We start from the raw sequence: 16,640 nt of genomic DNA, 5'->3' as shown, positions 1-16,640 counted from the left end.
GCTTGGTTACTTGGCGCTCTTCCAAGTGACCCGCTGTAAGAGCGGAACCAATAGCCGCCGTTACCGCAGAAATGGATATGCACACACCCAGCAGCATCACCGCATAAAGCGAACAATCACCACTGCACACCGCTAGTCTCGATCCACTGCTGAATCGACTCCCGCTTCGGCGCCCAGCCCAGCAACACACGAGCATTGACCGCACGCACACGGCTATTCGAACCAATGGCAAAACGCGCCCAATCCCCCAGCTCGGCAATCGCCTCATCCGCCGGCCAGCTCTGAATCGCCCCGCCAAAACCCAACGACTTGCTGATCGACGTCGCAATCTCGATAAACGAAGCCTCGCCATTCTCGGCAAAGAACAACGAAGCAGAAGGCGCCTTCTCGATAGCCAGACGATACAACTCCGCCAGGTCCTCGATGTGCACGTTGGACCAGCGATGCACCCCGGCCCCCATATAAGCTCCCGCGCCATACTTGCGCGATTGAGCGAACAGTTTCGGCAGTTGATCGCTTTTCGCCGGCACGCCCAACGTCTCGCCATAAATCATGGTCGGGCAGAACACGATGCTGCGAATACCCAGCTCAACGCCGGCATTACGCACCAGCTGATTGATCTCGACCCGGTCCTTGCGGATGTCCATCGGCGTGAATGGCGTTTCATCGGTGAAGATGTCCGGGCGTTCATAGGCGCCGCGAGCGTCATCACCGACCACGCTCGAACCCGAGGTGTGCAACAACACTTTTCCGCTGCCGCTCAGGGCGCTGATAAACGTTTCCACCGAAGCACGATGGTCGGAGTTGGCGGCGTTGACCACTGCGTCGGCAGCGCGCGCCTGTTCGCTGAGAATATAAGCATCATCGAGGGTGCCGAGTACCGGGGTGATGCCCAGTGCCTGCAGCGCTGCGCGGTGTTCCGGGTTACGCACCAGGCCGCTGACTTCATGGCCCGCATCCACCAGGTATTTGGCTACGGAACCGCCGATGTAACCGGTCACGCCGGTAACGAAAATTTTCAATGGATTATCTCCCTTGCATCTTTGAGTTATGCCCGGCCTCGCATTAAATGGAAGGCGCAGGTATTCCTGGTCAAGGAATCCGGTCACGATACGATCCACTCCGTATATGAGCTAGACTGCTGGAACTACAAGTATCTGTGAATCAAGTTCATGCTAACGATCAAAGACATCAACCGCTCCGGCGAGATGGAAGTGTTCACCCGGGTCGTCAGCGCAGGCACCTTCTCTGAAGCCGCACGACGCCTGGACATGTCGCCCTCGGCGGTCAGCAAACTGATTGCGCGACTTGAGGCGCGCTTGGGTGCGCGCTTGTTGCATCGTTCGACGCGGCGTCTGGAACTCACGGCGGAAGGCGAGCGGTTCAACAACGAATGCCTGCGGATTCTCGAACTGATCGATTCCGCCGAGCGAGATATCGCCAACGTGACCCGGCCTAGCGGGCTGATTCAGGTCAACGCCAACCTGCCGTTCGGTCTGCATTGCCTGTTGCCGCTGCTGCCGGATTTTCTTGCGGCCTACCCGGACATCACGCTGAACGTCGAGCTGACCGACACCGTGGTGGACCTGCTGGAGCGACGCGCGGATGTCGCGATCCGCACCGGCCCGATGAGAGAGTCGAGCCTGGTCCAGCGACGTTTGGGTGAAAGCCGCAAGATCACCGTGGCCTCACCGGGTTACCTCGCCCGCTGGGGACAGCCGAAAACCCTGGAGGAGTTGCAGCGGCATAACCGCCTCAGTTTTGGTTTTCATCGCCATTCCCAGGCCTGGGTTTTTCGCGGCGCTGACGGTCAACGCATCGAGATCGAGCCCAAGGGCAATGTCCTGCTCAGTGACGGCGAGAGCATGCGTCAGTCGGCGCTGGCCGGATTAGGGATCGCCCGGCTGGCGAATTTCCACATCAGCGCCGACATCGAAGCGGGGCGTCTGGTACCGGTGCTGGAGGCATTCGACAGTGGTGAAACCGAGGCGATTCACGCCGTGTTCATCGGCCCGGGACAGCAATTGCCCCATCGCGTACGGGTGTTCATTGATTTCCTGCTGGAGCGAATCGGGCCGCAGTTGACCTCGCCCTGATTGCAACACAACCCCGCGGTTTCGGTTTTTTGCTGAATCAGTCTTCAGCAACCCTTGAAAGTCTTCACGCCAGGCCTGGGGCATGATTGTCCGCATAACAACAAACCAGGGCTGTTCATGGACTATCAACTGACTGGAAAAACCGCGCTGATCACCGGCGGCGCGACGGGGATCGGCAAGGCCATCGCCCAGCGTTTCATCCTTGAAGGCGCCAACGTGGTCATCAGCGGGCTGTTGGCGGAAGAGGTCGACGCAGCCGTCGCAGAACTGGGTGAACGCAGCAAAGGCCTGGTGGCAGACTTGACCCAGGAAGGCGCGGCGGAACGTCTGGTGGCCTTGGCCCTTGAGTCCGGGCCGATCGATTTCCTGATCAACAATGTCGGCATCTTCGAGGTCCGGGACTTTTTCGAAACGGACGACGCCCAGTGGTTTCATTACTTCAACGTCAATGTCATGAGCGGTGTGCGCATGACGCGGCTGGTCATGAAGCAGATGCTCGAACGCGGGCACGGTTCGATTGTGTTTATCAGCAGTGAATCCGCGGTCAAGCCACAGCCGTGGATGGTTCATTACGGTGCGATGAAAACCTGCCTGCTGGGGATTTCCAGAGCGTTGGCCGAACTCACCAAAGGCACCGCCGTGCGGGTCAACTCGATCCTGCCGGGGCCGACCTACACCGAGGCGGTCAAGCGTTACCACCGCGAAATCGCTGCCGAGAAAGGCATCACCCCGCAGCAGGTGGTCCACGATTACTTTGACGATACCGAGCCGACGTCGTTGATCCGGCGCATGATCGAGCCTGAAGAAGTGGCCTGCAGCGTGCTTCACCTGGCGGCGTCACCGGCGCTCAATGGCATGGCCATGCGCGTCGAGGGCGGCACCATTCGCTCGATTCTTTAAGCGGTCGCATCCCTGCGGACCGGTACGCGTTAAAGCAGCGGAATGCTGTAGTTCACGATCAAGCGGTTCTGATCCTGATCACGGCTCGCTTCGCTGTTGGACTTGCCGTTGCGCCAGCCAAACCCGACACCCTTGAGCGCGCCGGACTGAATCGTGTAGTCCAGGCCGAAATCCCGTTCCCATTCCTTCTGGGTGTCGCCGGTGACGGTCTTGATGTTATCGCCGCTGAGGTAGATGACCGAAGCCTTCAAACCGGGCACACCCACACCGGCAAAGTCATACGCATACTGACCGAAAGACGTGCGTTCGCCCGCGCGGGTGAAGGTCTGGATCAGGCGATCGGTGTACAGGTAGAGGCTGGCGCCGCCGGCACCTTTATCGGGCAGGTTGCCCTGGCTGAGTTGAGTGAAGTTGCTGCCGCTGGAGACGCTTTGATAACCGGCGGTGAGTGCATGGGCACCGACGGTGTAGATCAGTGCGGCGCTCCAGGTCCGGTTGTCGATTTCGCCATCGGCACCTTCGGTGTAGCCGCTGATCCGGTAGCCTGAGGTGCCCGAACTGTTGGCGCCGGACGAATCGGTCTTGAAGTAGCGCAGGTCGGTTTTCAGCGATTGATTGTCCGAGATCGCCAGCGTGTGCAACAGGCCGAAGAACTGCTGGGTGTAGTAGTTGTCGAGGTTGGCATAGTAATACTGGGCGGTCAGGTCCTTGGTGATTTTCCAGTCGCCGCCGGCGAAATCGAAGGCGTTACTTTCACGGGTGCCGCCGGTGGCTGCCAGGCCTGTTCGGTCGCTTGAGCCACGTCCCGTCGCATGTTCGATGCGGCCACCTGTGAGGGTCAGGTCCTTGAACTCGCTCGAGGTGATCTGGCCGCCGTCGAATGTCTGTGGCAGCAGGCGCCCGTCGTTGGACACCAGGATCGGCAGTTTCGGCATCAGCGTGCCCAGGCGCAGCTCGGTTTTCGAGACCTTGACCTTGCCGGTCAACCCCAGCCGGCTCCATTCATCGACCGCGCTGTTGTCGCTGTCCGACGGAATCATGCTGCTGCCGACGTGGCGTCCTTTGCCGCTGTCCAGCGTGATCCCCATCAGCCCGAGCGCATCGACACCAAAGCCGACCATGCCGTCGGTGTAACCCGACTTGAAGTCCAGCATGAAACCCTGCGCCCATTCCTCGGTTTTCGACGGCGCGGCCGGGCCGTCGCGGTTGTCGTTGTTGAAGTAGAAATTCCTCATCCCCAGGGTTGCCTTGCTGTCACTCAGGAAATCGGCGTGGGCCTGGGTGCTCAGTGCAATGGCGCCCAGCGCCAGGGTTACAACGGTGTTCTTGTTACTCATGTAAATCGCCCCTTTTTTTGTAGTTTTTGAATTCAGGAGGGTGGCTCCCGCCGTGACAGGCGGGAGCGTGATGCCTGGATCAGATACCCAACACGTTGGCGCCGATGCATGGGTCAATGCCGCGCTCCAGGCGACGCTGGTGGACGATCACGGTGATTTCCATCGAGCCGGTGGTGACTTCGAAGTCGAGGATGTGGCCGCCATACGCCTGGAACGTGGCGTCACCGGCCACGCCGTGCATATGGATCGAAGGCTGTTCGTTTTTCCAGGCGACCGAGCCGGTGATGCTCGCCATCTCGACACCGTTCAAGAGCTTGGCGTCGAAGTCCTTCTTGTCCTTGTTCCAGAAACCGAACTTGACGTTGCCGAAGCCGATACCGGTGATGGACGCGCTGGGGATCTTCTCGGCGATGGCCAGTTTGGTCAGCTCCTTGAACGCGTTGTCGCCCGTGCGCAGGACCATGAGGTAACCGGTGGGGGTTTTGGTGTAGCGCGGTGTGGCTTCAGTGGGGCATTGCATGGGCGCGGTCGTCGCGGTGGGAGTGGTTTCGGCAAAGGCCAATTGAGCACCTGCAATGTTGATCATCACGGCGGCGGACACGGCCAGCATCAGTTTGCACAGGCGTTGTTTCGGGTGACGTTGGACTTGCATGAGACTTCCTCTGTTTTTGTTGTTGTGTGGGTGTTGCGGTTTTCGGGACGAGCGAATCCGACGCCTGTAGTTCAACAGGCGCGGAAGTTGTCGCTAAACGTGGTTGTTAGTTGAAGCCGTGTGACTTACAGCGCATCGCGGCTGCTGACGCCGTCAACCAGTCGGGCGATGCTCAGCGGGTTGCTGTTTTTCAGGGCCTCCGGCAACAGGCTGTCGGGGCAATTCTGGTAACACACCGGCCGCAGGAAACGATCGATCGCCAAGGTTCCGACCGAGGTGCCGCGTGCATCCGACGTCGCCGGGTAAGGGCCGCCATGCACCATGGCGTCGCAGACTTCCACGCCAGTGGGATAACCGTTGAACAGCACGCGCCCGACTTTCTGTTCCAGCAGGGCCAGTACATCGCCGAGGGTATCGAGCTCCGAATCCTCGGTAATCAGCGTGGCGGTCAACTGCCCGCGCAAACCGTGCAATGCCTGCATCAACTCGGTGTGGTCGGCGACTTCAACGACGAGGGTGGTCGGGCCGAACACTTCTTCCTGAAGCAACTCATCGCCATTGATCAGCAGGCTCGCATCGGCCTTGAACACTTGTGGCCGTGCCTGATTGCCCTGTTGCTCGCTGCCGGCCAGGTGTGTGATGCCGGGGTGAGCGCGCAGGTTGTCGAGGCCATGGCAATAGCTTTTCAAGGCGCCGGCGTTGAGCATCGTTTGCGCCGGTTGTTCGCTCATCAATCCGGTAAAACGTTCGAGGAATGCCGTGAATTCCGCCGAACGAATGCCCAGCACCAAACCGGGATTGGTGCAGAACTGGCCCGCACCCAACACCACGGAAGCGCTCAGCTCGGCGGCGATTTTTTCACCGCGTGCCTTGAGTGCTTCGGGCATCAGCAACACCGGGTTGATGCTGCTCATCTCGGCGAACACCGGGATCGGCTGAGGGCGCGCCGCCGCCATGTCACACAAGGCGCGACCGCCACGCAACGAACCGGTGAAGCCGACCGCCTGAATGGCCGGATGCTTGACCAGCGCCTCACCGACGCTGCCGTAGAGCAGGTTGAATACGCCTGCGGGCATCCCGGTTTTGCGCGCTGCGCGGGTGATCGCATCGGCGACGTAATCGGCGGTTGCCATGTGGCCGCTGTGGGCCTTGAACACCACCGGGCAACCGGCGGCGAGGGCGGAAGCGGTGTCGCCGCCGGCGGTGGAGAAGGCCAGCGGAAAGTTGCTGGCGCCGAACACGGCGACCGGACCGAGACCGGTGCGGTACTGACGCAGGTCGGGACGCGGCAGTGGCTGACGGTCCGGTAACGCACGGTCGATGCGCGCACCGTAGAAATCACCCCGACGCAGCATCGTGGCGAACAGGCGCATCTGGCCGCTGGTGCGTGCCCGTTCACCTTGAATGCGCCCGGCGGGCAGGGCAGTTTCCTGGCACACCAGGGCGATGAACGTGTCATCCAGCGCATCGAGTTCTGCGGCGATGGCATCGAGAAATCCGGCGCGGCGGGCGGCCGACAGGTTACGGAAAGTCGGGTACGCCGTGGCCGCGGCTTCTGCAGCGGCATTCACTTCCTCGGCTGTTGCCTGATGGAAGCGATAGGGCAGTGCTTCGCCAGTGTTGGCATCGTGGCTTTGCAGGGTGTGCGTGCCGTTGGCCGAGCGTGCGCCGGCGATGTAGTTGTGGCCTGAAACTTCAAACATGTTGGACTCCTGATGAGCTGTTCAAATCGGGTCAAGCGAGCCGGTAGATGCGTCGGGCGTTGTCATGAAACAGCGCAAGCCGATCTTCGAGAGAGCGGTCCCGGACAATGGTTTTGAAACCGTCGAACACTTCGCTGAGGCTGTTCACTACGCCATCGACCGGGTAATTGCTGGCAAACGCGCAGCGGCTGACGTCGAAAATCGATATCGCGTCGTTCACCACCACGCGGTTCGCCTCGATCGGCCACGCCTTGCCGGGAATGCAGATGCCGGAAATCTTCAGCACGACGTTCGGTTCCTTTGCCAGCAGGGCGAGGTTTTCACGCCAACCGGCCAGACCTTCTTCGGAGCGGTCGGCGGGCAATGCGGTGTGATTGACCACGATGGACACGTCGGGAAAATCCCGCGCCAGCTCGGCGGCTTCCGGCAGATGCCACCACGGCGCCTGCAATTCGAAGTGCAGGCCGTTTTCGGCCAGTTGGGCGTATCTCTCGCGCCAGCGCGGATCGCGCATCGAACCGGGGGCGACAAAATCTTCGCGCCAGGCTTCACGGCTGGTCACCGCCGGTTTATGGCGTATGCCGCGCACCAATGGGTGATCGCCGTACAGGCGCAGCAGATCAAAAGCGTCTTCACGATCCAGCCAGGCCTGCGCGACCATGGCGCCCAGGGTGGACTCGGTTTTCGCCAGCGATTCGACAAACCGCACTTCATCGGCCGGTGTCGCCGGGTCCCACTCACCCTCGATCACGACCGTTTGCACGACGTGATGGCGGCCGGTCAGCCGGTGATAGTCGGCCGGCAGGAAATTGCGGCAGATCGACGAGTAATCGCCATAACGAAACGGCCGCAACGGGCGGTCGTTCAGCCATGGGTAGTAATGGGTTTCGATATCGAAATAGTGTTGATGCGCGTCGACGATGGGCAAATCCGCATCGTCGCCGCTGGCCAGAAAACGTGCGCGCCAGTCGATGGCCGACAGGTTATCCATGCTGCTCCTCCAATCGATAAAAGCGTCGGGCGTTGCCGGCGAACACCGCTTCCTGCACCGCACGGCCCATGGGGACGAGCATCGCGGCCATGCCATCGGCAATCGTGTCGTAGGAAGCGCGCAGCCCGGCCACCGGAAAATTGCTGGCGAACATGCAACGCTCGGGGCCGAAGATTTCCAGCGCGGTCAGGACCACAATCCGGTTGTCGTCATAATTCCAGGGCGAATCTTTAAGCCCGAACTCCGACAGCTTGATGTGCACGTTCGGCTGCAAGGCCAACGCCTCCAGGCCTTTGCGCCAGCGCGCCATGCCTTGTGGGCTGCGGTCCCAGGCGAAACCGGTGTGGTTGAGCGCAATGCGGATCTGCGGAAACATCGCCGCCACTTCCGCCGCCTCGATCAGGTGCCACGGCGGCACCCGCAGGTCCCACGACAGATCGTGCTCGGCCAGCCGTGAAAAGCCTTCCAGCCAGTTCGGGTCCTGCATGGTGCCCTTGGCACCGGCCACCGATACGTCCGGCGATGCCGAAGTCACCGGTTTTGAACGGATGCCTTTCACCAGCGGCCTGGCGGCTTGAGCGGCGAGAATCTCTGCACTGTCTTCGCGATCGAACCAGGCATGGGCAACGATGGCATTCGGAAAGCCGTAACGGGCGTTCACCTGTTCCAGCCAGCGCGTCTCGGCGACTTGCTCGTCGCGCGCACGCTCGGCCTCGACGTGCACCGTGCCGACCAAGCGTTGATTTTCGGTCAGGGCGAGGAACTGTTCCGGCAGGAAATCACGGCACAGGCTGTGATAGTCGCCGAGGAAGAATTCCTCGTGATACTCGTCCTGCAACCACGGATAGCGCCCGTTGCCCAGGTCCCACAAATGGTGATGGGCATCGACGACCGGCAGCGCATCCCCGGCCGCCAGGTTCGGCATGCCGTTGCGTTCGTGAAGGGTGATCATGACGAAGACCCTGACTCAGCGCGACGCGGAGAATTGCGAAGGGCTGAGCACGCCGTCTTCGACGTCGCCGGCGGCCGCTGCCTCGGCTTTGGCCTGGACGCGGCTGCGCAGTTTGGCGACGTTCACCACCACACGGGTATGCGCTGCTGTCGCCACCAGCTCGACGTCATCGCGCACCTCGACATTGAAGGTGACGCTGCGACCTTCAATGCGAGTGACCGTGGCGACAATGTTCACCGACATGCCCAGCAGCGTGGCGCCGACGTGACGGATATCGACCGCCGCCCCCACGGTGTTTTCACCCTCGTCGAGGAAGGTCAGCAGGTAATCGAGGCAAGTCTGCTCAATGTCGTCGACCAGGCGCGGCGTGGCGTAGATGCGCAAGTCTTCGCCCAGAAACGAAATGGTGCGTTGTTTGTCGACGATCAGTGGGCGCTCGGTGGCGGAGCCTGGGTGCAGAGTGGAGAAATTCATACAAAACCTCGTGTTTGAGTGCTGACAGTCAAAGGTTGATTCAGGCAGACGGCAGGAAACCGATGGAAATCCACGGCACGGCGATCAGCACCGCCAGCGCGACGACCAGGGCGCCGAGATACGGCCAGACCCGGCGCATGGCGCCACTTGGGTCGACCTTGGCGATGGCGCACGCGGCGTAGAAACCGACGCCGAATGGCGGGGCGAACAAGCCCAGGCCCATGGCGAAGATCGCGACCATGGCGTAATGCACGTCGTTGATGCCCATGGCTTTGGCAATTGGGAACAGCAGCGGGCCGAACAGCACGATGGCCGGGATGCCTTCCAGGAAGCTGCCGAGCAGGATGAACGCCACGGCGGAGATGATCAGGAAGCCCATCGCGCCCCCCGGAACGGTCGCCATCACTTGCGCCAATTGGTGCGAGAAGCCCGACTGGGTCAGCGCCCAGGCCATGGCGGTGGCGCTGCCGATGATGATCAGGATCGCGCCGGACAACGACGCGGTGCTGACCAGAATCGGATACAAGCGGCGCCAGTCGAAGCAGCGGTAGCACAGCAGACCGACGATGAAGGTGTAGGCCACACCGATGGCGGCGACTTCGGTCGCGGTGGCGACGCCTTCGACCACCGCAGTGCGGATCACGAAGGGCAGGGCCAGCGCAGGGATCGCGAGCAGCAGCGAGTGGCCGATTTCCTTGCCTGAGGCGCGTTTGCCGGTGGAGGCCTCACCTTTGCGGTTCTTCCACCAGATGACGGCTGCCATCGCAATTGCGCCCACCACCGCCGGCATGAAACCGCCGGTGAACAGTGCGGAAATCGACACACCGGTCACCGAACCGATGGTGATCAGCACCAGGCTTGGCGGAATGGTTTCCGACATCGCCCCGGAAGCGTTAAGCATCGCCACCAGTTCGTTTTCGTCCTCGCCGCGCTTCTTCATTTCCGGAAACAGCGCCGGGGCGATGGCGGCCATGTCGGCCGCTTTCGAGCCGGAAATACCGGAGATCAGGTAAATGGCGCCGATCAGCACATACGACAAACCGCCGCGCACATGGCCGATCAGCGAGCACAGGAAACGGATCATCGCCCGCGCCATGCCCATGGCTTCGATCAGTGCACCCAAAAACACGAACAGCGGGATGGCCAGCAGGATCAGGCTCGCCATGCCTTCGTCCATCCGCCCCACCACCAGCGTGAGTGGTGTGCTGGTCATGGTCGACAAGTACGCCACCGTGGCCAGGCCGAACGCGACCATGATGGGGACGCCGATGACGATCATCGCCATCACGCCGACCATGAAGAAGATCACCAGGTTCCAGTTGCCCATCAGCAACATCGAGCCTTCGGCCACCCACAACAACGCGCCGAGGGATGCGAGCATCGCCACCGAGACCGAGAAGTCGATCAACCGTGCGCTGGTCAACAGCCGGGCGACGCAGGTCATCAACATCAGGCTCAGGCCGACGGCGATGGCGGACACACGAAAGGCGTTGGGGATTTCGAGGGCGGCGGTGGTGATGATCCACTCGTCGCTGACGTACTCCCAGGCCGGGGTGAACAGCAGCCCGATGAAGGTGATGACGATCACTGCGCCCAGGGTGTCGATGAACGCCCGTTTTTCCACGGGCAGCCGCGAGATGAACGAGGTCAGCCGCATGTGCTCGCCGCGTCGCATCGCCACTACTGAACCGAGCATCGCCAGCCACAGGAACAGCAGCGAAGCCAGTTCGTCGCCCCAGACAATCGGCTGGTTGAGCACATAACGCGAGAACACGTTGCAGAACAGCAGCGTGACTTCGATGACCACCAGCAACGCGGCGCTGCCCTCGGTCAGCCAGCGCAGACCGGTGTCCAGCGCGCGGCCGAGACGAAATGTGGTTTGGTGTGGGCTGAGTCCTTCAGCGGGAGCAACATCCGTCATTGGCAGTTCATTTTTCATGACTTTGTCTCCGGCTTAGGACAGTTGACCCGCGTATTGCTCAAGCAAGCTCCAGGCTTCCGGGCCGTACTTATCCTTCCATTGGGTGTAGAAGCCTTTCGATTGCAGGTCTGTCCTGAACAGTGTGCGGTCGACTTTGTTGAAGGTGATGCCGTGGGCGGTCAGCGACGGCTCCAGGCTGGAGTTGAGGTCGATCACCTGTTGGCGCTGAACCAGCGCGGCGGCGTTGATCTGCCGGGAGACGATTTCCTGCACGTCCGCCGGCAGTTTCGGGAAGGTCTTGCCCGAAGCGACGATCCAGAAACCGCCCCAGATGTGGTCAGTCATCGAGCAATATTTCTGCACTTCATAGAAGCGTGCAGACTCGACCACCACCAGCGGGTTTTCCTGGCCGTCGACCACTTTGGTCTGCAAGGCCGAGTAGGTTTCGTTGATGCTGATGCCGGTCGGCGACGCGCCCAGGGCGCTGAACATCGACGTCCACAGCGGGCTGACCAAGACGCGCAGTTTGAAGCCGGCGAGGTCTTGCGGCGTGTTGATCGGCCGCGTCGAACTGGTGATCTGGCGGAAGCCGTTGTTCCAGACTTTTTCCATCGGGATCAGGCCGACCTTCTCGGTCTTGGCGCGCACGTATTCGCCCAGCTTGCCGTCCAGCGCAGCCCAGACACTGTCGTAGTCCTTGAACGCAAACGGCATGCTTTCAATCGACATGGCCGGCACCAGCGTCGAGAGAATCGCACCCGGCAATGGAATGAAATCGATTGCCCCGGCGCGCACCTGGGACAGCATGTCGGTGTCGCCGCCCATGGCGCCGTTGGCGTACACCTGCAAGTCCACCGCGCCGTTGGTTTCGGCCTTGATCGCCAGCGAGGCGGCCTTCATCTGTTGGTTCAGCGGATGGGTGTCGGGCAGGCTGCTGGTGTAGCGCAGCACGATGGGTTTGGTCGCGGCGAAGACGCTGGAAGGCAGCAGGTTGGCGGCAAATGCGCCACCCACGGTGACGCCGGCAGACACTAGAAAGGATCGGCGGCTGACGGACTCGGTCAAGATACGGCTCATGATGTTCACCTATTGTTTTTGTTGTAGTTGTTCTAAAAAGCAACGCGAACGCTGCTCCTTGTGGGAGCGAGCCTGCTCGCGATGGACCTGAGGGCGCCGCGTTTATCCAGCCAAAAACGCGTTTTCGTTAACGTCCATCGCGAGCAGGCTCGCTCCCACACAGTTCGGTTCAGGAGGCGAGTGCGACCACCGCCTGGGTGCGAATCAACTCGTCGATTTCGTTTTCCGCATACCCGCTTTCCTTCAGCACTTCGCGGGTGTGCTCGCCGAGCAGCGGTGCAGGGCGGCTGGTCGGTGGCGCGGCGTTGTCCATGTCGGAGAAGTGAATCGGCAAGCCCATGCCGCGCACCCGGCCTTCGGTCGGGTGTTCGGTCTCGACGACCATGCCGCGTGCCTTGGTTTGCGGGTGGGCCAGCGCGGCGGCGATGTCGAGGACCGGCCCGGCAGGCAGGCCGAGGCTGTCGAACAACACCATCCATTCATCCGTGGTGCGTGCGACCAGCACTTCGTTGAGGATTTCCACCAGCGCCAGGCGATGCTCCATGCGCAAGGCGTTGCTGGCGAAGCGTGGGTCGGCTTTCAATTGCGGAACGGCCAGCGCCTCGACCAGTCGTTCATAGTTGGCCTGGTTGGCGGCGCCGATGTTGATCCAGCCATCCGCCGTGCGGAACACCTGGTACGGCGCGCTGGTGGAGTTGGCCGAGCCCATTTTTGGCAGGATGGTGCCGTCGGCGAAATACGCCGCTGCTGGCCAGTACATTTGTTGCAGGCCGGCTTCGAACAGCGAGGTGTCGACCATCTGCCCAAGGCCGGTTTTCTGTTTCGCGGCATACGCGGCGCAGATGCCGAGGGCGGCGAGGATGCCGGAGTTGATGTCGGCCACCGGCGAACCGGCCTTGACCGGCTCACGCCCGGCTTCGCCGGTCATGCTCATCATGCCGCTCATGCCTTGGGCGATCAGGTCGAAACCGCCTTTCTCGCCGAACGGCCCGCTGCGGCCGTAACCGGAAATCGCGCAGTAGATCAGCCCGGGGTTGAGGGTTTTCAGGGTTTCGTAACCGAGGCCGAATTTTTCCATGGTGCCGGCGCGGTAGTTTTCCGTGACCACGTCGGCGTCCATCAGCAGGCGGCGCAGAACGTCGCGGCCGCCCTCGGTTTTCAGGTTCAGGCCGATCCCGCGCTTGTTGCGGTTGACCACCATGAACGAAGCGGATTCACCGCTGGCCATGATCGGCGAGAAGCGGCGCGAATCATCACCGTCCGGGACTTTCTCGACCTTCACCACGTCAGCGCCCATGTCGGCCAGCATCATGCCGCACACCGGGCCGGACATGATGTGAGCCAGTTCTACCACGCGCATTCCTGTCAGCGGTCCCATGTTATTTGCCCTCGAATTGTGGTTTGGCTTTGGCGATGAACGCGTTCAGGCCGATCTGAAAATCGTCGGTGTCGTAGCAGGAGTAACTGCTGTCGATCTGCTCGACGGTGGGGGCGATGCCCGCTTCCAGTTGTCGTGCCGCCTGGCGATGCCAGCGGGCGACGAGCGGGGCGCCGTTGATGATGCGTTTGGCGGTGGCGAGGGTTTCGGATTCGACTTCGGCATCCGGTACGACGCGGGTCACGAGGTTTTTCACGTAGGCGTCGTTGGCGTCGAGAATGCGACCTTCAAGGAGAATCTCCAGGGTCGTCGAGCGTCCCGCCAGCGCCACCAGCCCGGCCATTTCGTCATAGGACATGACCAGCCCGAGCTTGCCGACCGGCGCGCCGAAGCGGCTGGACGTGCCACAGATGCGCAGGTCGCAGAGTGCGGCGATTTCCAGGCCACCGCCGACGCACACGCCGTGGATCATCGCGATCACCGGGTGCGGGCAGTCGACAACCGCGCGCATCGCCGCTGAAGTGACTTCGGCATAGTGTCGGGCTTGCGCCTGGTTGGCGCGCACGCTCGGAAACTCGCCGACATCGGCGCCGGCGGCAAAGGCCTGTTCGCCCGCACCGCGCAACACCACGCAACGCACGCTGAGGTCGGCGGACAGTTCGGTCATGACGTCACCCAGGTCTTGCCACATGGACAGGGTCAGGGCGTTCATCTTTCCCGGATGACTGAGGGTGACGATGGCAATGGCGTCTTGCCGTTCGATAAGGACGGTGGGCTTCATGATTGTTCCGCTGTCGTCGATGCTCGGGGGGTGAGATCGACGGCGCGGTTGCCTCCTGATTTATTGTTGTTGGGCAGCGGCTGCTTACAGCGATTGTTCGAGCATCGACAGGTAGTCCGCCGAGGATGCTTCGCGCGGATTGGTCTTGTGGCTGTGATCGTGCAACGCGCCCTCGACGATGCCGGCGAACAGGCTTTCATCGACGCCGATCTGGCTCAGGCGGGTCGGCAGGCCCAGGCGTTTGGTCATGTCTTCGATGGCTGCGCCGATGTTCGCGTCGGCCTCAAGGCCCATGGCATGGCGCAGTCGTTCCAGTTTGCGCTCGTCACGGACAGTCGGGGCGTTGGCGTTGAAGTGCACGACCGCCGGTAGAAAAATCGCGTTCAAAGTGCCGTGGTGCAGTTTCGGATTGATGCCGCCCAAGGCGTGGGAAAGGCTGTGCACGCAGCCCAGACCTTTCTGGAAGGCCAGCGCGCCTTGCATGGACGCGCTCATCATGTTCATCCGCGCTTCACGATCGCCGGGTTCGGCGGTCGCGCGTTCGATGTGTTCCCAGGCACGCCACAGGCCGTCGAGGGCGATGCCGTCTGCGGCGGGGTTGAAGGCCGGGGCCATGAACGTTTCGATGCAATGCGCGATAGCGTCCATGCCGGTGGCGGCGGTGAGCATGGGCGGCAGACCGAGGGTCAACTCCGGATCGCAGATGGCCACGCGCGGCACGACATAGGGGGAGATAACGCCGACCTTGCGACCATCGTCGAGGATCAGGATGGCGCCGCGACCCACCTCGCTGCCGGTGCCGGCCGTGGTCGGAACCGCAATCAGCGGCGCGGTGGCCGAGGTGATGCGATCCAGTCCGCCTTCAATCACCGCGAAGCTTTGCAGAGGACCGTCGTGGGTGGCGCAGACCGCGACGCCTTTGGCCAGATCGATCGATGAACCGCCACCGACGGCGATGATGCCGTTGCACTCGCCGAGGTGGTATTGGGCCACGGCTTCACGCACGGCGTGTTCATTCGGATTGGACGGGGTGGCGTCGAAGATTGTCGGTGCGCGGTCACTGCCGAGGGCGGCGATGACCTTGTCGACGATGCCGGCATTGCGTACGCCGACGTCGGTGACGATCAGCGGCCGGGTGATGCCGGCGCGCTCGGCTTCGGCGGCGAGGTGCTGCAGGCTGTCATAGCCGAACTGGATTTTGGTGACGTAATTGATGAGTGACATGATTCACCACAAGTTATACAGGATTGTTATTGTTGCAACCGGTCTGGGGCAGGAGGGCTTTCGCGCTCTGGTCAAACCCATTGCATTGCCTGGCTGTGGAGTGGACTATAGGGCCGTCTTGGCCAGCCTCGATACTGACAACTTTCGATACCTCTATAACTTTTAGTTAACCCTGATGACGCCCTCACTGAACTCGATCATGTCCCGCCTGCACGTCAAGCAGCTCCGTTTGCTGATCGCCCTGGATGAGCACGGCTCCTTGCTGGGCGCGGCCAAACAGGTCGCGCTGACCCAGCCCGGCGCGAGCAAGGCGCTGCAAGAAATTGAAACCACTTTCGGCACTGCGCTGTTCACTCGCACTAACCGCGGGCTTGAGCCGAACGATGCCGGGCGTTCGGTCATCCGGTACGCGCGGTTGATCCAGACTGACCTTGCGCACCTGCGCGAAGAGATCATCGGCATCATGAGCGGCGAGGGCGGACGCGTGTCGGTCGGCACCATCATGGGCGCCGTGCCGCTGCTGACCACGGCGATCAGCCGGGTGATCGCCGACAACCCGAAGCTGTCCATCGAGATTGTCGAAGACACCAGCGCCGCGCTGCTCAGCCAGCTCGATGCCGGGCGCCTGGACCTGGCGATCTGCCGTACCACCATCAGCACCACCCCCTACTTGTATGAGAGCTCGACCTTCGTCGAGGAAACCCTGGCGGTGATCGCCAGCACCCAGCATCCGTTCGCCTATGCCCGCCAGTTGTCGTTGAAAGACCTGGTGGATTACCGCTGGGTCGTCTATCGCGCCAACATGCCGATGCGGCTGTTGCTGGAGCGCGAGTTTCATGAGGCAGACCTGCGTTTTCCGGTGCATTTGCTGGAAACCACCTCGGCCTTCGCCACTCTGTCGCTGCTCCAGGAAAACCCGACCCTCGTCGCACTGGTGTCGACCGACGTGGCGAAGTTCTGCTCCGGCTACGGCTTCACCACCACGCTGCCGCTGCCGATCACCTCACGCAGCGAACCCTATGAACTGGTGTCGCGCAAAGGCGTCCCGGACTCGCCGGCGGCCAGGCTGCTGCGCGAGGCGCTGCTGAATCCCGCCTGACTGCCGGCGATGACGGCCTTGAAATCGATGCAAACCTTACGGGCCCCATCGCCGG

15 protein-coding genes are annotated in these 16,640 nt (G+C 61.8%); 3 read left to right on the top strand and 12 right to left on the bottom strand.

Going from position 1 to position 16,640, the window contains the following annotated elements; genetic code table 11:
• Positions 1–116: 116 nt before the first annotated feature.
• On the bottom strand, positions 117–1,022 hold the full coding sequence (locus tag J4E42_RS03615) for an NAD-dependent epimerase/dehydratase family protein (protein WP_008035828.1): 906 nt from the start codon (positions 1,020–1,022) through the stop codon (positions 117–119).
• Between the two features lie 150 nt (positions 1,023–1,172).
• Between J4E42_RS03615 and J4E42_RS03610 the strand changes: the two genes are divergently transcribed.
• Together J4E42_RS03610 and J4E42_RS03605 are read left to right on the top strand one after the other, a co-directional pair.
• Positions 1,173–2,096, top strand: a complete 924-nt coding sequence (locus J4E42_RS03610; RefSeq protein ID WP_207284625.1) for a LysR family transcriptional regulator — start codon at positions 1,173–1,175, stop codon at positions 2,094–2,096.
• Between the two features lie 117 nt (positions 2,097–2,213).
• Complete coding sequence (locus tag J4E42_RS03605) at positions 2,214–2,996, top strand: SDR family NAD(P)-dependent oxidoreductase (RefSeq protein ID WP_008043101.1); 783 nt, start codon at positions 2,214–2,216, stop codon at positions 2,994–2,996.
• A 29-nt stretch (positions 2,997–3,025) separates the two neighbouring features.
• On the opposite strand, the gene J4E42_RS03600 is transcribed toward J4E42_RS03605, so the two are convergent.
• From J4E42_RS03600 to J4E42_RS03550, 11 genes are all read right to left on the bottom strand, one after another.
• Positions 3,026–4,333 carry an OprD family porin gene (locus tag J4E42_RS03600; protein ID WP_207284624.1) on the bottom strand — a complete coding sequence of 436 codons (1,308 nt, stop codon included), beginning with the start codon at positions 4,331–4,333 and terminating at the stop codon, positions 3,026–3,028.
• A gap of 79 nt (positions 4,334–4,412) precedes the next feature.
• Positions 4,413–4,985 (bottom strand): PPC domain-containing DNA-binding protein, encoded by a 573-nt coding sequence (locus J4E42_RS03595; protein ID WP_207284623.1) that lies wholly within the window; start codon positions 4,983–4,985, stop codon positions 4,413–4,415.
• A gap of 125 nt (positions 4,986–5,110) precedes the next feature.
• Positions 5,111–6,688: an aldehyde dehydrogenase (NADP(+)) gene (locus tag J4E42_RS03590; protein WP_207284622.1), complete on the bottom strand. Its 1,578-nt coding sequence runs from the start codon at positions 6,686–6,688 to the stop codon at positions 5,111–5,113.
• A gap of 31 nt (positions 6,689–6,719) precedes the next feature.
• Entirely contained in the window at positions 6,720–7,679 is a 960-nt protein-coding gene (locus J4E42_RS03585) for an amidohydrolase (RefSeq protein ID WP_207284621.1), read from the bottom strand.
• Positions 7,672–8,631 carry an amidohydrolase gene (locus tag J4E42_RS03580; protein WP_207284620.1) on the bottom strand — a complete coding sequence of 320 codons (960 nt, stop codon included), beginning with the start codon at positions 8,629–8,631 and terminating at the stop codon, positions 7,672–7,674. The genes J4E42_RS03585 and J4E42_RS03580 overlap by 8 nt, the downstream gene beginning before the upstream one ends.
• 15 nt (positions 8,632–8,646) lie before the next feature.
• Positions 8,647–9,105: a thioesterase family protein gene (locus J4E42_RS03575; RefSeq protein ID WP_008033805.1), complete on the bottom strand. Its 459-nt coding sequence runs from the start codon at positions 9,103–9,105 to the stop codon at positions 8,647–8,649.
• Between the two features lie 40 nt (positions 9,106–9,145).
• Entirely contained in the window at positions 9,146–11,044 is a 1,899-nt protein-coding gene (locus J4E42_RS03570; protein WP_008033807.1) for a TRAP transporter large permease subunit, read from the bottom strand.
• 15 nt (positions 11,045–11,059) lie between these two features.
• Entirely contained in the window at positions 11,060–12,103 is a 1,044-nt protein-coding gene (locus J4E42_RS03565) for a TRAP transporter substrate-binding protein (RefSeq protein WP_008033809.1), read from the bottom strand.
• 169 nt (positions 12,104–12,272) lie between these two features.
• Positions 12,273–13,481, bottom strand: a complete 1,209-nt coding sequence (locus tag J4E42_RS03560; protein ID WP_008033811.1) for a CaiB/BaiF CoA-transferase family protein — start codon at positions 13,479–13,481, stop codon at positions 12,273–12,275.
• A 1-nt stretch (position 13,482) separates the two neighbouring features.
• Entirely contained in the window at positions 13,483–14,262 is a 780-nt protein-coding gene (locus tag J4E42_RS03555) for an enoyl-CoA hydratase-related protein (protein WP_207284619.1), read from the bottom strand.
• Positions 14,263–14,346: 84 nt separating this feature from the next.
• Positions 14,347–15,486: an iron-containing alcohol dehydrogenase gene (locus J4E42_RS03550; protein ID WP_207284618.1), complete on the bottom strand. Its 1,140-nt coding sequence runs from the start codon at positions 15,484–15,486 to the stop codon at positions 14,347–14,349.
• Between the two features lie 175 nt (positions 15,487–15,661).
• Between J4E42_RS03550 and J4E42_RS03545 the strand changes: the two genes are divergently transcribed.
• Positions 15,662–16,585, top strand: a complete 924-nt coding sequence (locus J4E42_RS03545) for a LysR family transcriptional regulator (RefSeq protein WP_008033815.1) — start codon at positions 15,662–15,664, stop codon at positions 16,583–16,585.
• Positions 16,586–16,640: the final 55 nt, after the last annotated feature.

Source organism: Pseudomonas sp. FW300-N2A2 (assembly GCF_017351735.1).
Taxonomy (GTDB): Bacteria; Pseudomonadota; Gammaproteobacteria; order Pseudomonadales; family Pseudomonadaceae; genus Aquipseudomonas; species Aquipseudomonas migulae.
This window is presented reverse-complemented; position numbering and strand designations above follow the sequence as displayed.

Bases quoted from the DNA above. Each gene is read 5' to 3' on its own strand.
- J4E42_RS03610 (WP_207284625.1), top strand. From the start codon at position 1,173: ATGCTAACGATCAAAGACATCAACCGCTCCGGCGAGATGGAAGTGTTC.
- J4E42_RS03605 (WP_008043101.1), top strand. From the start codon at position 2,214: ATGGACTATCAACTGACTGGAAAAACCGCGCTGATCACCGGCGGCGCG.
- J4E42_RS03600 (WP_207284624.1), bottom strand. From the start codon at position 4,333: ATGAGTAACAAGAACACCGTTGTAACCCTGGCGCTGGGCGCCATTGCA.
- J4E42_RS03595 (WP_207284623.1), bottom strand. From the start codon at position 4,985: ATGCAAGTCCAACGTCACCCGAAACAACGCCTGTGCAAACTGATGCTG.
- J4E42_RS03590 (WP_207284622.1), bottom strand. From the start codon at position 6,688: ATGTTTGAAGTTTCAGGCCACAACTACATCGCCGGCGCACGCTCGGCC.
- J4E42_RS03585 (WP_207284621.1), bottom strand. From the start codon at position 7,679: ATGGATAACCTGTCGGCCATCGACTGGCGCGCACGTTTTCTGGCCAGC.
- J4E42_RS03580 (WP_207284620.1), bottom strand. From the start codon at position 8,631: ATGATCACCCTTCACGAACGCAACGGCATGCCGAACCTGGCGGCCGGG.
- J4E42_RS03575 (WP_008033805.1), bottom strand. From the start codon at position 9,105: ATGAATTTCTCCACTCTGCACCCAGGCTCCGCCACCGAGCGCCCACTG.
- J4E42_RS03570 (WP_008033807.1), bottom strand. From the start codon at position 11,044: ATGAAAAATGAACTGCCAATGACGGATGTTGCTCCCGCTGAAGGACTC.
- J4E42_RS03565 (WP_008033809.1), bottom strand. From the start codon at position 12,103: ATGAGCCGTATCTTGACCGAGTCCGTCAGCCGCCGATCCTTTCTAGTG.
- J4E42_RS03560 (WP_008033811.1), bottom strand. From the start codon at position 13,481: ATGGGACCGCTGACAGGAATGCGCGTGGTAGAACTGGCTCACATCATG.
- J4E42_RS03555 (WP_207284619.1), bottom strand. From the start codon at position 14,262: ATGAAGCCCACCGTCCTTATCGAACGGCAAGACGCCATTGCCATCGTC.
- J4E42_RS03550 (WP_207284618.1), bottom strand. From the start codon at position 15,486: ATGTCACTCATCAATTACGTCACCAAAATCCAGTTCGGCTATGACAGC.
- J4E42_RS03545 (WP_008033815.1), top strand. From the start codon at position 15,662: ATGACGCCCTCACTGAACTCGATCATGTCCCGCCTGCACGTCAAGCAG.